Source organism: Limosilactobacillus vaginalis DSM 5837 = ATCC 49540 (assembly GCF_000159435.1).
GTDB classification, from domain to species: Bacteria; Bacillota; Bacilli; order Lactobacillales; family Lactobacillaceae; genus Limosilactobacillus; species Limosilactobacillus vaginalis.
Genome location: NZ_GG693413.1, coordinates 241,784 through 257,167, shown reverse-complemented (window position 1 = coordinate 257,167; position 15,384 = coordinate 241,784). Strand labels below are relative to the sequence as shown.

The 15,384-nt window shown below is 39.9% G+C and carries 14 protein-coding genes and 1 other annotated feature; of the genes, 5 read left to right on the top strand and 9 right to left on the bottom strand.

Translation table 11 applies throughout. The features are described 5' to 3' along the window. Positions 1–205: 205 nt before the first annotated feature. Genes amaP through HMPREF0549_RS04395 form a run of 3 tightly spaced genes read left to right on the top strand, consistent with a single transcriptional unit; the run spans position 206 to position 1,386 of the window. Positions 206–751 carry an alkaline shock response membrane anchor protein AmaP gene (gene amaP, locus HMPREF0549_RS04405; RefSeq protein WP_003717051.1) on the top strand — a complete coding sequence of 182 codons (546 nt, stop codon included), beginning with the start codon at positions 206–208 and terminating at the stop codon, positions 749–751. 15 nt (positions 752–766) lie between these two features. Then, on the top strand, positions 767–958 hold the full coding sequence (locus HMPREF0549_RS04400; protein ID WP_003717050.1) for a hypothetical protein: 192 nt from the start codon (positions 767–769) through the stop codon (positions 956–958). Positions 959–978: 20 nt separating this feature from the next. After that, positions 979–1,386 (top strand): Asp23/Gls24 family envelope stress response protein, encoded by a 408-nt coding sequence (locus HMPREF0549_RS04395; protein ID WP_003717049.1) that lies wholly within the window; start codon positions 979–981, stop codon positions 1,384–1,386. A gap of 57 nt (positions 1,387–1,443) precedes the next feature. Here HMPREF0549_RS04395 and tpiA read toward each other — a convergent pair whose 3' ends face one another. Together tpiA and HMPREF0549_RS04385 are read right to left on the bottom strand one after the other, a co-directional pair. After that, positions 1,444–2,217: a triose-phosphate isomerase gene (gene tpiA, locus HMPREF0549_RS04390; RefSeq protein WP_003717048.1), complete on the bottom strand. Its 774-nt coding sequence runs from the start codon at positions 2,215–2,217 to the stop codon at positions 1,444–1,446. Positions 2,218–2,361: 144 nt separating this feature from the next. Further along, positions 2,362–3,549, bottom strand: a complete 1,188-nt coding sequence (locus HMPREF0549_RS04385; protein ID WP_003717047.1) for an aminotransferase-like domain-containing protein — start codon at positions 3,547–3,549, stop codon at positions 2,362–2,364. A 217-nt stretch (positions 3,550–3,766) separates the two neighbouring features. Continuing rightward, positions 3,767–3,993: a binding site (T-box leader), on the top strand. A 202-nt stretch (positions 3,994–4,195) separates the two neighbouring features. Between HMPREF0549_RS04385 and HMPREF0549_RS04380 the strand changes: the two genes are divergently transcribed. After that, positions 4,196–4,987, top strand: a complete 792-nt coding sequence (locus tag HMPREF0549_RS04380; protein ID WP_003717046.1) for a 2-keto-4-pentenoate hydratase — start codon at positions 4,196–4,198, stop codon at positions 4,985–4,987. A gap of 133 nt (positions 4,988–5,120) precedes the next feature. On the opposite strand, the gene msrA is transcribed toward HMPREF0549_RS04380, so the two are convergent. From msrA to parE, 7 genes are all read right to left on the bottom strand, one after another. Further along, a complete protein-coding gene (msrA, locus tag HMPREF0549_RS04375; protein WP_003717045.1) occupies positions 5,121–5,651 on the bottom strand; it encodes a peptide-methionine (S)-S-oxide reductase MsrA in 531 nt (176 codons plus the stop codon). Positions 5,652–5,801: 150 nt separating this feature from the next. Continuing rightward, positions 5,802–6,794: an NAD(P)-dependent oxidoreductase gene (locus HMPREF0549_RS04370; RefSeq protein ID WP_003717044.1), complete on the bottom strand. Its 993-nt coding sequence runs from the start codon at positions 6,792–6,794 to the stop codon at positions 5,802–5,804. A 3-nt stretch (positions 6,795–6,797) separates the two neighbouring features. Beyond that, positions 6,798–7,982 carry an aminotransferase class I/II-fold pyridoxal phosphate-dependent enzyme gene (locus tag HMPREF0549_RS04365; protein WP_003717043.1) on the bottom strand — a complete coding sequence of 395 codons (1,185 nt, stop codon included), beginning with the start codon at positions 7,980–7,982 and terminating at the stop codon, positions 6,798–6,800. A 306-nt stretch (positions 7,983–8,288) separates the two neighbouring features. Then, positions 8,289–8,786, bottom strand: a complete 498-nt coding sequence (locus tag HMPREF0549_RS04360; RefSeq protein WP_040531169.1) for a GNAT family N-acetyltransferase — start codon at positions 8,784–8,786, stop codon at positions 8,289–8,291. Between the two features lie 103 nt (positions 8,787–8,889). After that, positions 8,890–9,825, bottom strand: coding sequence for a manganese-dependent inorganic pyrophosphatase (locus HMPREF0549_RS04355; protein WP_003717039.1), 936 nt, complete (start codon positions 9,823–9,825; stop codon positions 8,890–8,892). Positions 9,826–9,972: 147 nt separating this feature from the next. Beyond that, positions 9,973–12,444, bottom strand: coding sequence for a DNA topoisomerase IV subunit A (gene parC / locus HMPREF0549_RS04350; protein WP_003717038.1), 2,472 nt, complete (start codon positions 12,442–12,444; stop codon positions 9,973–9,975). Between the two features lie 22 nt (positions 12,445–12,466). Then, complete coding sequence (gene parE, locus HMPREF0549_RS04345) at positions 12,467–14,497, bottom strand: DNA topoisomerase IV subunit B (RefSeq protein ID WP_003717037.1); 2,031 nt, start codon at positions 14,495–14,497, stop codon at positions 12,467–12,469. 221 nt (positions 14,498–14,718) lie between these two features. Between parE and plsY the strand changes: the two genes are divergently transcribed. Continuing rightward, the gene (plsY, locus tag HMPREF0549_RS04340) at positions 14,719–15,345 is read left to right on the top strand and encodes a glycerol-3-phosphate 1-O-acyltransferase PlsY (RefSeq protein ID WP_003717036.1); all 627 of its coding nucleotides are present in this window, start codon (positions 14,719–14,721) and stop codon (positions 15,343–15,345) included. The last annotated feature ends 39 nt before the right edge of the window (positions 15,346–15,384 follow it).

Below are 15,384 nucleotides of genomic sequence, written 5' to 3'. Positions count from 1 at the left end.
TCACTCTAATCATAGCAGATTATTAATCAAAAATGGTCTTTTTTGCTAATTTATACCCCATTTGTAAACACCTGTGAAGAATTAATGATCACCCGTATAAGAAAGCCTTATGTCCATTAATAATCTACTGTAAAGCCCTTTCATCCATGTTAAAGTTAAGACATTAAAACAGAAGCCTGCAGACATAGAAAGGAGTGATTCTTTAATGGCTAATTGGAAAAAATGGTGGATTACAATAGCAATGCTAATTCAGGGACTAATCGGCGGTATTGTAATCCTTCTCTGGATCTTCCGTCACGAACCCTGGATACTAGGAATCAGCCAATGGCTATTAACCCGCCCCGGACAATACACAATTATTGGTTTAGCAAGCTATATCATTCTGATGGCGATAATCGTAATTGGGAGTTCGATCTTCCGACCAACAACGAGTAAACAATTAGTAATTGCTCGTGATGGTGCTCGTCATATCTCAGTTGATAAAACAGCAGTGGAAAATAGTATTCGCCTTAACCTATCAAGTTTTGGTCTCTATAATCCCACAACAAAGGTTAAAATGCTCAAGAATCGTCAAGAAGCAGATGTTACCGTTACCGGAATGCTTTCTGGACAATCCGATCCAGAACTGCTGAAGAATTCTTTAACTGATGCAATCGAAAATAATTTACAAACAAACTTTGCTATCGGGCTTCGTAAATTACGAGTTCGCCTTCAACCTTATAGTCACAAAAAATCAGTCACAGTCGTTTAACAAGGAGGGATAACAATGAAACTTGCTCTCATTGGTGCGATTACGGGATTAGTTCTCAGTATTAGTTGGACCGTTTGGGGATTCTGGACAGCAATTGGCATTCTTCTAACTACTGCGATCTTCGCTTTAATCGGTCTTGTCTTAGACCTCATTGGATTCTCTTTTAAGGGAATCGTTAATAAATTAAGTGCTAAACTTGCCGAATAATTTCTAAGGAGGAATTAATCATGACAACTACAAACACAAACCAAGCTACTAAAACTAACGTTGACCAACACCTAACTTTTGACGACAGTGTAATTGAAAAGATTGCCGGGATCACAGCTACCCGAGTTCCAGGAATCATCTCTCTTGATGGCAACATGTTCTCTGAATTTGCGGATAAAGTTTCATCCGGCAATAATATGACCAAAGGGATCAATGCCGATGTGGGTGAAAAACAAGTTGCAATTAAAATGGACGCGACAATCGAATACGGTAAGAGCGCACCAGAAATTTTTGAAGCAGTCTGTAAAGAGATTGACAGTGCCTTAGATAAAATGACTGGCTTGAAATTGGTCAAGTTCGAATTACATGTTAATGACGTTAAGACTCGTGAAGAGTTGAAGAAGGACGACGATAAGCAAGTAAGCTAATGGTTTAACCTAAATTAAAAGTTCCTAGTATTCGTAAATTGAGTACCAGGAACTTTTTTATTCCTCTTTTAGCGTTAACTGAGCGTTGGAAATCATTTTTAGGAAATTATCCAGGTCCAAACTTGCCCGACCGATTAACGCACCATCAATATCGGGTTTATCAATAATATCCTTAATGTTATTAGGATTAACACTGCCACCGTAGAGGATGCGGATCTTATCCGCAATTTCATAGCTATAATATTCAGCAATTGTTTGCCGAATTAGCCGGCATCCTTCTTCGGCTAAAGTGGGATTAGCGTGTTGACCAGCCCCAACTGCCCAGCTTGGTTCGTAAGAAATAACTACTCGCTTAATCTGATCCAACGAAACACCATGAAGGACCGTCATTAACTGGTGAAAAACATAATGAATTTCGTTATTTACTACTTGTTGGACCATTGTTTCATCGGTACAAATAATTGGGGTAACACCACGTTGCAGAGCTGCTTGAACCTTTTTGTGCACACTGGCATTAGTTTCACCAAATAATCGACGGCGCTCAATATGGCCTAACATTACATATGATACACCAGCATCTGCTAAGCCACGAAGACTTACTTCACCTGTATATGGCCCAGAATATTCAGCAGCAGCATTTTGAGCAATAATCCTCAGTCCTGAATTACCTGCTGCTTCGACCATACTTGGCAACGCAAAAGCTTGTGCTGCAATTCCAACCTCCATTTTATTAGGATCAGGAAGCTTTGATTTAATTTGTTTAACAAAGTCAACTGATTCCTGGACGTTTTTGTGCATCTTCCAGTTAGCTACAATAAATGGTTTACGCATAATTCTAACCCTTTCTAATACTTCTTCCGTTTATCTAGTTATCTTATATTTTACAATTATCTGCCAAACAAAGAAAGATGGGGCTTTTAAACGCAAATAGTTCTTAAAGATCACTATTAGCAAACTTTAAGAACTATTTGATAATTATGCTTCAAGAACTTGTGAAAGTGCTTCGCCAAGTCGCTTCAATCCGACTTCAATCTGGTCTTCCTGCATGTTGGAGTAGTTCAACCGGAATGTTCCTGGTTGTGGCTTCCCAGCAAAGAACGGGTCACCAGGGACAAAGGCAACATTGTGTTCAAGACACTGTTTAAAGAGTTCAACAGTATCAGTGACACCAGGGACTTCAACCCAGAGGAACATTCCACCTTCTGGATCGGTATACTTAACATCCTTCGGGAAGTATTTCTTAATTCCGTCAATCATTAGTTGCTTCCGCTTCCCATAAAGGTCACTAATTTCCTTAACATGGGCATCAACATCATTTTCCTTAAAGAATTCAGTAACTACATACTGAACAAGGTTATCCGTATGGAGATCAGCAGATTGCTTTAGCACGGTTAATTTTTCAATTACTTTTGGATCCGCTACTAACCAGCCAAGACGGAACCCAGGAGCAAGAATCTTTGAGAACGTACTCATGTAAAAGACTTTTCCGGCATGATCAAATGACTTAACAGAAGGAACATGTTCTCCTGCAAAGCGAATATCACCGTATGGATTATCTTCAAGAACCGGAACATCGTATTTTGCTGCCAACTCTGCAAACTTTTTTCGTCGTTCTGCTGGCATTGTCCGCCCAGTTGGGTTTTGGAAGTTTGGCACTGTATAGACCAGTGCTGTTTCTGGATGAGCCTTCAGAGCTTCTTCCAGGGCATCCATCTTCATCCCGTCATCATCCATTGGCACACTAACAAAATTAGCACTGTATGAACGGAAAACGTCAAGCGCACAAAGGTAAGTTGGTTCTTCGACAAGAACTGTATCTCCCGGATTTACAAATGCCTTTCCGACCAAATCAATTGCTTGTTCAGAACCTGTTGTTACCATGACGTTCTCTAGTTTGGCATCAACATTCTCCTTTTCCTTTACTCGTTTAAGGATTAATTCACGGAGTTCAGTTACTCCCTTAGCAGCACCGTATTGCAAAGCTTGCTGGCCATGCTCAGCGTAAACCTTATCCGTTGCTTCTTTCATCCCCTCAACTGGAAATAGTTCAGGAGCCGGTAATCCACCCGCAAATGAAATGATTTTCGGGTCAGCCGCCGCTTTTAAGATTGCACCAACAGCATCTGTCCCGTCAGCAGGAACTCTTTTTGAAAATTTAAACATAGTTACCACTCCTCTTTCTCATCATTTTGTAATTGTTGAGTAGTTTACAATACAAAAGTCGACTTGTGAACCCCCTAATTAAGTTTCATAAGTTCCTGAATAATCTATAAATTTAATTTCTTCATATAAGGGATTACCAAAACAATAAAAAATTAAATTTTATGGTTGACAGATTAAAATTTAATGAGTAGAATACGAAGCATCAAATGTAAACACGTTAAAGATACCGAACAGGAAGTAACTTGATTAACTGGTTCAGAGACTTAGTGGCTGGTGTGAACTAAGCAACGTTAATCAATGTTAAATCCCCTGTGAATTGGCTCCTGAACTAAGTAAGGTTGCCTGGCTGCCGACCATTATCCTGGCTCCAGATAAATTTGTCTGGTTCAAGATGTGGACTCTTTCCATAAATGAAGGTGGTACCGCGGCAACGTCGCCCTTCAAGCATATTCAAATGTGCTTGATGGGTTTTTGTTTACTTTGAAATTTATTTTAAGTGAGGTGAGGATCATGAAAGATAGTGATATTAGCGACATTAGCGACATTAGCAACATTCAAGGAATAATTAAGAATAATGATTCTCATCAGTGTTGGCATTTTTGATGGTGATGATAATCATAAATAACTAAAATTGGAGGAATCAATTATGACAACATTAAACGCTAACCAAAAAGAATTCGCAATGGCCCTTTACGATGCAACCCTAACTGGCAAACCACTAGAAGAAAAAGACTGGAAAAGTGTTGTAGAAGATGATGAAACTGCATATGCTGTCCAAGATGAGGTGATGCGTCTTAAGGGTGTTCCCGTTGGCGGATACAAAGTTTCACTGACAAGTAAACAAACCCAAGATATGTTTGACGCTGATTCACCCTTATATGGTCAACAAGTTAATCGTCGTTTTCTCCCTGCACCAGCAAACGTCAGCTTAAATGACTTAATGGAACCATTGGTCGAAGTTGAATTAGCCTTTCGTGCAACTACAGACTTAACGAGCAATGATTCACTAGAGGATCTCTTAAACAAGACAACGGTTGCGGGTGCACTAGAAGTACCGGATTCTCGGTTTAAGGATTGGTTCCCGAGTCTCGGTAAATACAATGTCATGTCAGATTGTGCTGTTGGCGGATTAGTTGTTTATGGGAAAGAGGTTCCTTCAACAAAAGTTTTCAAGGATGTCGCTGATGTTGCAACGGTCCATGCCGAACTCTTCCTTGATGATCAAAAGCTCGATGAAGGTGATTCAAAAGAGGTTCTTGGTAATCCGCTTAAATCCCTTCAATGGCTTGTCAAAAAGCTTGAAGAACAAGGTAAGCAATTTAAGGAAGGTCAACTGGTTTCTTCCGGAACGTTCGTTTTACCACCCCATCTCAAGGAAGGACATTGGGCTGTCAATTTTGATCACCAACTTGGTAATGTTAATTTAAATGTCGACTAGGGGATGACTAAATGAAATTAAATGATAATCAACAAAACTAATAAGCATCATAATCTTGTTAAATTTATCTATCCAGCTAGATAAAGAAAACTCTCGTGACTTCACACTGTAAAAAGTCACGAGAGTTTTTTTATTAATCCTTGTTATTCCAATGTTGCTGCTTAAATTGTTCCCTACCGCCGGCTTCTTGAAGAGCGTACCGTTCTGGATTCTTCTTGTAGAAGTCCTGATGATAATCCTCTGCTGGATAAAAAGGTTTAGCATCTTCAATTTGAGTAACAATTTTATCATTTCCAAATTGTCCACTAGCTTGAAGAGCAGCCTTTGATTTTTCAGCAATTTCACGTTGTTGAGGACTATTAACAAAGATTACTGGCCGGTAATTATCCCCACGATCCTGAAATTGTCCCATAGCATCAGTTGGGTCAGTTTGATGCCAATAAATAGTTACCAGATCATCATATGAAATCACATCAGGATCAAAGGTGATTTTGACCGCCTCAGTATGTCCGGTCTTTCCTGAACAAACTTCTTCATAGGTTGGATTAGGGACATGTCCTCCAGTATATCCAGAAATGACTGATTTAATTCCCGGATAAGTATCAAATGGCTGGACCATGCACCAGAAGCATCCGCCCGCAAAGATTGCTGTGTCTAAACTCATCTATATCAACCTCTTTCGTAGCCTACCAACATCAAAATTTTATTGGTACAGATTATAAATTGTAGGTATTCTAACATATATTTATTAAAATTAAAAACAAATGAGAAAACTAACCTACCCTATTCTGCAAAAGCGGCTAACTTAATAGGATCAGTTCACTTCATGCGGTGACTTTTTTCCTGCAAGAACTGTTAAAACATCTTCAAGGGCAAAATCAACCATATTCTTTACGGCTAAATTCGTAAAGAAAGCTATATGCGGAGTCAGAATTACATTATCCATTGAATGAAGTTCAGCAACCAACGGTACATCGCCAAGGCCGGTTTGCCGACGATCAGTCATAACAACCTCATTTTCACCCTCAAAGGTATCCAAGGCAGCTGCGGCTATTTGTTTTGCTTTCAGTGCAGCTACTAAATCAGCCGTATTAACTACTGGCCCCCGACTAGCATTTACTAAACCAGCACTCGGTTTCATCAAAGCAAAATCCTTAGCAGTGAGTAAACCAACCGAGGTCGGATTAAGGTCAACGTGCAATGATACCACATCTGACCGCTGTAAAAGTTCTTCTTTTGTAACGTATTCAATGGTCCCTTTCATTTCTCCTCGCGGGTTAGTATCAAACCCTAGAACCGTTGCTCCTAAAGCTTTTAATAGTTTAGCTAACGTTCCGCCAATTCGACCAACACCAATAATTCCAATGGTTGCTGTATGGATTTCCATCGCTTGTTCATCGCTAAACCACCGGTAATCATTAGCCGCTACCTGAGCATCAAACCGGTAAGCTTTCCTTAATAACCGAAAGATCTGCATTAGCGCGTGTTCGGCAACACTTCTTGGCGAATAGGCTGGGACATTCGTTACCGTTAAATTGTTGGCCTGCGCTTCAGCAAGATCAATCATATCAAAGCCCGCAGTTCGGGTGGCAATTTGTTTCAAGCCATTCTCACGTAGTTTAGCGTAGATTGATGTGGGCAGCTTACTTCGTTGTTGAATAACCAGGCCATCAACATCCTTGGTCAGGTCAACGGCATCATCAATTAATTTTTCGGTAGTAATAATTTCAACATCGTTCTCCCCGGCAAATTCCTTGATTGCCGCTTGCTCATCATCCCGTACACTAGTCATTAAAATTTCGGTCATTGGCTAGTCCTCCTTTACAAATTGGCTAATTCGTCTAATTGCTTCCTCAATATCCGCCATGCTTGTTGCGTAACTAATTCTTAGGTAGCCACTACCACCAGCCCCAAAGTATGATCCAGGAATTACAGCGACTTTTCCTTGCTCAGCCAGTTCAGTAGCAAATTTCACATCATCGGTTCCAAAACGTTCTGGTAATTTAGCAAAGACATAAAAAGCTCCATTAGGGTTAGTAATTTCAAAGCCGAGCTCGCGTAATGCCGGAACTAAGGTATCACGGCGCTGCTTGTAAGCTGCCTTCATTTCTAGGGTAGCTTGCTTACCTTCTTCACTGGTAAAGCCTTTAGCTGCCGCTGCCATCATTGGATCTGCAGCAGCGGTAACCATCATGGCATGAATGGCAGAGACCAGCTTCATCAATTCTTGTGGTCCTGCAATAAAGCCAACCCGGTACCCAGTCATTGCTTGTGACTTTGAAGCTCCATTTAAGACTAAGGTTTGTCCCGGGATAAATTCCGCAATCGAAGTATGATGTCCACTGTAAACTAATTCTGAGTATATTTCATCCGCAATGACAACTAAATTGGTTTTGTCAATTGCAGTTGCCAACTGTTGAATCTGCTCACGAGTATAGGTTACTCCGGTTGGGTTTGACGGGTAATTTAAGATAATTGCTTTGGCATTGGGATGTTCAGCAATTACTTGACGGAGCCTTTCAGGTGTTAGAACAAACTGGTCATTACTAGTGTTGATTTCAACGGGTTTTCCGCCAAGAATAGTCGTTACTGCCATGTATAACGGGAAAGTTGGGGTAGTAATTAAAACTTCATCCCCCGGATTGACTAAGGCTGATAGTGAAGCATAAATTCCTTCAGTTGCCCCAACCGTTACAGCAATTTCATTTGTTGGATCATAAGTTAGTCCATACCGATCTGCCATAAATTTGGCGATTGCTTTCCGTAATTGAATGGATCCGCTACCTGGTGCATAGTGAGAATCATTGTTTTCAATACTATCAATTGCTGCCTTTTTCATCACCTCAGGAACGTTAAAATCAGGTTCTCCAAGCGTTAATTTAATGATCCCAGGAATTGCACTAGCCTTGTAATCAAACTCCCGGATTCCCACTGGCTTTAATAGACCGAAATTCGTATTCAAGTTATTTAATAATTGTGACTTAGTAGTTGGCATAATTTTCCCTCCAAAATAAAAAGTCCTCGATGGTTATAATCCATCCAGGACTTTAATGACTAAGTCAGAATTAGTAGAGCCCCGGATAGTTTAAGATTAACAACTATCCGGGAACGCACAATGAAGAGCACTGCTGGTTAGCGGATAATTAATCGCTAAACCAGAAGGCATACGCTTTAATATTTGATTGAATCAAAGCATTCATCATTGTGTTCCTCCTTTCAGTAATTACTAATTATTTTAATCATATTCTAATATTTGTCAACCAGTATTTTAGATTAAGTTAGTAGATATTTAAAGCTACTTCTAGTCAAACCTTCTCCCCATTATTATGAGGTCCCGCTGAACGCCATCAAGTTCTGCTACTCGAGGTAGTCTTCCCCATTCTGTAAAATGAAATGATTTGAATAATCCTAAACTTGGCAAATTATGACCAAAAATATAGGCTACAATTGCTGTGATTCCTAGTTGAGGTAATTGACTGATCACAAAATTAATTGCTTGTGTTCCAAGGCCATGATGTCGAACACTCTTATCAATATAAATTGCTATTTCACAGGTATGCTCATAGGCCGCCCGACCATAAAATGGTTCAAGCCCTACCCAGCCTACCACCTTTTGCTCGTTATTTTTAATAACCCATAATGGATGGGTCTTGGTAAATGAGTGATACCATGCTTCTCGCTCCGCAACAGTTACTGGCTCTAGATCAGCAGTAGCAAGGCGAGATGGGATGATCTGATTATAAATATCGACAATTCTTGGCAGGTCCTTCTCGTTTGCAAGTGAAAATTCAAACTCCATAAATAAAACTCCCATAATAAGAATAATTTAATACCTTATTATAGGAGTTTTTCACTTTATTGCATTATTAAATTAAATGCTAACGATTAAAGAAATAAAGTTATTATCCTTCAAAAGCGTCTGTCAATGGAGGAACAACTTGCTTCTTCCGGGAAACAACACCTGGTAAGTTCATCCGCTTGTTATCAAGCTTCTTACCAAAGGCCTTTTCAACTGTATCAGTGTGATCACCAACAACAAAGAGGTCAGTATCGCTGTTCAAAATGTTAGTAACCATTAATACAAAGGTCTCGTAACCATTTTGATCCATTAAATTGTGCATTTCCTTTTCAAGATCAGCTTGACGGGAGAAGACGTCATCTAAGTCAACAGTATTAACTTGGCCGATCCGTAACTTAGTACCGCCAAGTTCAAATGTCTTAGCATCACCATCAACGATTTCGTTATCTGTCTTCTTAGCAATGTTAGTGCCGGCCTTCAACATGTCGATCCCGTACTTTTCATAGTCTTCAACACCAGCGATCTTTGCCAAGTACTTAACAGCTTCACGGTCATGATCGGTTGTGGTTGGTGACTTCAAAAGCAATGTGTCTGAAATAATTGCTGAAAGCATCATCCCGGCAAGGTTTGCTGGAATATTAATGTGCTTTTCTTGGAATAATTCAGTAATAATCGTGCTTACACAACCATATGGACGAGCAGTAATCCAAAGTGGTTGAGCAGTGTTAAAGTTAGCAATTCGGTGGTGATCAACCAAGTGAGTAACTGTAACCTTATCAAGATCACTAACACTTTGTTGTGGTTCGTTATGGTCAACAAGCATAACCTTGTCAACTTCATTTGCAACGGTCTTAACAACTCGAGGTGCCTTCATCCCAAAGTGATCTAAAGCATACTTTGTTTCGTCGTTAGGTTCACCAAGAGCAACAGCTTCGGTTTCGTAACCTAATTGATTTTGAAAGTATGAGAAAGCCATTGCAGCTGTAATCGCATCAGTATCTGGATTCTGATGACCAAAAACTAATTCTTTGTTACTCATTTAAAATTCCTCCTGTTTGTTTCGATATTGTCCGCAAATACTAAGACATGAAACAATCTACGCTTTCTATTCTATCATGGAAGTCCTAACTTGGTGAGATAATTATAAAATATCTCACAGAAAACAAATAAAAGTATAGAAAGATTATTAATTCTCCTGGTTTACTGGCTCTTCATTTAGGACATTAATCTTTTTACGCCTTAATTTTACAGGTGTCCCTTGTGTGTCAGTATCAACAACAAATGTTCCGTTTGATTTAGCGGTTCCAAGGTGGTGATCATCTACTGCAACATCCTGGAAAGCAGGTCGATCAGTAATAATTTCAAGAACATCATGCTTATCTGGATCATAAGCCAAGAAGTCAACAATTTTATGAGGGTGATTCTTAATTCTATGGATTACTAATTCTCCACGACGAGCACGCGCTCCTGTTTCAATTTCAGAACTTGCCATTTCCTTAAAGGCACCACGTTGGGTAATCATTGCCAAGTTTTGACCTTCAGAAACAAGAGTATAGTCGGTGGCATAGTCATCATCTTTCAAGTTTATTGCCCGAACCCCACCAGTTCTTAAACCAGTAACAGGAACATCAGCGACATCAAACCGAACCGCATATCCTTCATGACTAATGACTAGGAGTGACCGGTTTTCATTTGTTGGTTCATAATAATCAACACTTACTAATCTAGCTTCATCGCTCTTCAACTTAATTCCAGTTGTTGTTCGACTCTTATAACGACTTCCCGGCTTATAGTCTGTAAATGCCGATTGCTTAATTTGACCGTCACTAGTTCCCATAATGATGGTTCCTGGCTGATCCAGCTTATCAAAGACCATTGCTTTTATAATATGCTCATTTTCTGCTAAACCAATTGTCTGTGAAATATGTTCTCCAGTGTCTTTCCACCGAGCATCAGTAATTTCATGGACAGGTCGGTAAATGACATTCCCAAGATTGGTAAACATAAATAAGTGCGCTAAAGTATTTGTTTGCTGGATTAGAATCGGATAATCATCTTCACGAAGACCGTTTTCGTCTATTGGTGATGCCTTAAATGAGCGCACGCTTGACCGCTTAATATATCCCGCGTGAGAAACCAAGAGGATAACATCTTCTTTTGCTACCGTTACTTTAGTATCAACCCTTAACTTCTCTACATGGCTTTCAATCTTTGTCCGCCGTGGATTACCAAATTCCTTTTTAATTGCTAACATTTCTCTCCGTAAAACATTAGCCAATTCTTGGTCATTCGTTAAGATCAATTGGAATTCTTCAATTTGCTGGTTTAACTTTTTCTGCTCATCCTTGAGCTCAGTAACATCGGTATTCGTTAACCGATAAAGCTGCAGGGTAACAATTGCTTCTGCTTGTTCCGCGGAGAATGCATATTGGTTAATCAGGTTCTCCTTGGCATCTTTGCGATTTTTACTTCCACGAATAGTCTTAATTACTTGATCCAAGATTGATAAAGCTTTAATCAATCCTTCAACAATGTGGAGACGATGTTGAGCATTATTTAGGTTAAATTGTGTTCGCCGACGAATAATCTGTTTCTGGAAGGAAAGATACGAGATCAAAATTCGTTTTAACCCTACTCGCATTGGCCGCTGCTCATCAATTGCAACCATATTGAAATTGTAGTTGATTTGCAAATCAGTATTTTTGAGAAGATAATTAAGGATTCCCTGGGCATTAGCTCCGCGTTTCAACTCGATGGCAATCCGTAGACCGCTACGATCAGTTTCATCACGTGCTTCAGCAATTCCTTCCACCTTTTTAGCTAGACGGAGATCATTGATCCGCTTAACTAATTGGGCTTTATTAACCTCATAAGGAATTTCAGTTACGTTAATTTGTTGGCGGCCACCTCGAAGAGTTTCAATCTCAGTTCTAGCACGGACAACGATTCGTCCCCGCCCTGTTTGATAAGCCTTTCGAATACCGTCAATTCCCTGAATAATTCCCCCAGTTGGAAAATCGGGGCCCGGAATAAATTCCATTAGTTTCTCCAAACTTGCATCTGGATTATTTAGGAGATAAACCAAAGCGTCCAATACTTCCCCGAGGTTATGTGTTGGTATTTCCGTTGCGTATCCTGCTGAAATACCGGTAGCACCATTAACAAGAAGGTTAGGAATCCGCGCTGGTAAAACTGTTGGTTCCTTTTCGGTATCATCAAAGTTTAACGTCATTTCAACGGTATCTTTGTCAATGTCCTGAAGCATCAACCCAGCAATTTTGCTTAACCGCGCTTCCGTATATCTCATTGCTGCAGCTGGATCACCATCCATTGAACCATTATTCCCGTGCATTTCAATTAATGGTTCTCGAAGCTTCCAATCTTGACTTAGACGAACTAGAGCTTCGTAAATTGAACTATCTCCGTGGGGGTGAAAATTCCCCATAACGTTACCAACGGACTTTGCTGATTTCCGAAATCCCTTATCGTAGGTATTTCCATCCTTATTCATTGCAAATAAGATCCGTCGTTGAACTGGCTTCAAGCCATCCCGAATATCAGGCAATGCCCGTTCTTGAATAATTGACTTTGAATAACGACCAAAACGATCCCCCATCAATTGTTCCAAAGTCATTTTTTCAATTTTACCGTCTCTCACTATAATGTTCCTTTCTGCTTACCTAAAAAAGTGCTTCTTGGTTAAAAGTCTTTTTAGTTTTTGGTGGTTGCTCATTATGGTTTGACAAGTGCCCCTTATTCTCCACTAATTCATCCGATTCTTTATCGTCACTAAGAGTAAAGTGAACATTATCTTCAATCCACTCCCGTCGCGGCTCAACCTTATTTCCCATTAAAGTTGTTACCCGACGTTCAGCTAATTCGGCATCCTCAATTCGTACCTGAATCAACGTCCGTGTTTCAGGATTCATTGTTGTTTCCCATAATTGATCGGCATTCATTTCACCAAGTCCCTTAAACCGTTGCAGTTGGGCACTTTTTCCAGCCTTCTTGGTTAGCTCTGTTAATTCATCATTGGTCCATGCATAGGTGATCTTGGTTTTTGCACCCCGACCTGTTTGTAAGCGATATAACGGCGGTAATGCAATATAAATTTTTCCCGCCTCAATCATTGGCCGCATGTACTTATAGAAGAATGTCAATAATAAGATTTGAATATGTGCTCCATCATCATCGGCATCCGTCATAATGATAATTTTGTCGTAATTTGAATCTTCAACATTAAACTCAGAACCAGCACCTGCACCAACCGTATAGATAATTGTGTTCAGTTCTTCATTCTTTAACACATCATCAAGTTTGGCCTTTTCAGTATTTAAGACCTTTCCTCGTAACGGTAAAATGGCTTGGTATTTTCGGTCACGCCCCTGCTTTGCAGAACCACCAGCAGAATCCCCTTCGACCAAGAATAATTCATTCTTTTTAGCATTCTTTGATTGTGCTGGGGTTAGTTTCCCAGAAAGGTTTCGTTCTTTTCGACTCTTACGTTTGCCACCACGAGCCTGGTTTCTTGCCTTTCGTGCTGCTTCACGAGCTTCACGGGCCTTAATTGACTTTCGAATCAGCATCTGGGCAAAATCGCCATTCTCCATTAGCGCATAACCGAGCTGCTCGCTAACAATGGAATCCACAATTTTTCGCGCTTCTGGAGTCCCTAGCTTATCCTTTGTCTGTCCTTCAAATTGCAAAATCCGTTCAGGAATCCGAACAGAAACAACAGCAGTCAGTCCCTCACGAACATCGCTTCCTTCAAGGTTCTTGTCCTTATCTTTCAACAATCCAACCTTATGGGCGTACTCATTAAAAGTCTTGGTCCAAGCACTCCTAAATCCAGCTTCATGCGTTCCGCCATCTGGTGTGCGAACATTATTAACAAAGGAAAGTAATGATTCAGAGTAACCATCATTATACTGGGCAGCAACCTCAACTTCAACGCCATCCTGGCTACCATCAAAGTATAAAACCTTTCCTAAAGTATCTTTACCTTCATTCAGATAGGCAACAAATTCTTGAATACCTTCCTTGTATTGAAAGATATCTTGTTTCTCGTGATCCTTCCGCTTATCAGTTAGAACAATTTTAATCCCCTTTAACAAAAAGGCAGACTCCCGCAACCTATTTGCTAAGGTATTGTAATCATAGACAGTTGTCGTAAAAATACTCGGATCAGGCTTAAAAGATACCGTTGTCCCATTTCCGGCATTTGTATGACCGAGTTTTTTTAAGGTACCAATCGGCTGGCCACCATCCTTAAATTTTTCTTGGTAGCGTTCATGATCACGAACAATTGTTAGAGTTAGGTTGGTCGATAAGGCGTTAACTACTGAAGCACCAACCCCATGAAGTCCACCAGAAGTCTTATAACCGTCCGATTGACCAAACTTACCACCAGCATGAAGAACCGTCATAATTACTTCAGGTGTCGGTTTCCCGGAAGCGTGCATTCCTACAGGCATTCCCCGACCATGATCCTGAACCGTAATTGAATTGTCTTCTTCAATCGTAACGTTAATTTCGTCACCGTAACCAGATAATGCTTCATCCACTGCATTATCAACAATTTCGTATACGAGGTGGTGCAATCCTCGTGAATCTGTAGATCCAATATACATCCCTGGTCGTTTCCGAACGGCCTCAAGTCCTTTTAAAACTTGAATTGACGATGCATCATACGTTTCTTTTTTTGTGGCCACAAAATGACCTCCCTCTTCATTTTGAACATCCGTTCGATTTATATATTATACCTTAGTTCGAACGGGATTGTAATAGTAATACTACAATCTTTAACAATAACGATAATACTTCATTTAATCCTTATTTTGCAAACCACAATTTTAAAAATAGGTTCTCTAGTGGTTTCTAACATGATTTCGTGCTATCTTTAGTGGGTAGTTATTTTTAAGGAGTAAATTGAATGACAATTAAAATAATTGGGATGGTAATCGTTGCCTATCTTTTGGGAGCTATTCCATCAGGCTTGTGGATTGGTCAAACCTTTTACCACAAAGATATTCGAAAGCTTGGCAGTGGTAATATTGGAACCACGAATACTTTCCGTGAATTAGGACCTAAAGCTGGAGTGGTAGTTCTCTTAATGGATGTTCTAAAAGGAACGCTCGCAGCTAGTCAGCCATATCTTTTAGGCGTTTCTCATTCGGTAAATCCATTATTAATTGGGATTTTTGCCTCATTAGGACATACTTTTTCAGTTTTTGACCATTTTCATGGCGGTAAAGCAGTGGCAACTAGTGCAGGGATTTTACTGGCTTACAATCCGCCACTATTTGCCCTTGCCTGTGCAATCTTTATCACCACTTTGTTACTAACAAGTATGGCCAGCTGTGCCAGTATCGTTGGAATTACCTCAATATTTATCATTGCGCTTTGTGAGCACGATCTAATCCTTAGCTGCGTTGCTGGAATTTTAACTGCACTGGTTCTTTGGCGACATAAAAGTAATATTATTCGAATTATTACTGGCAATGAGTCACTGGTAAGTTTTGGCCTCGTTTATTATCTAAAACAAAAACACCATAAGTAAAAGAAGTTCGAGAACTCAAAACTTAAATTCTCGAACTTC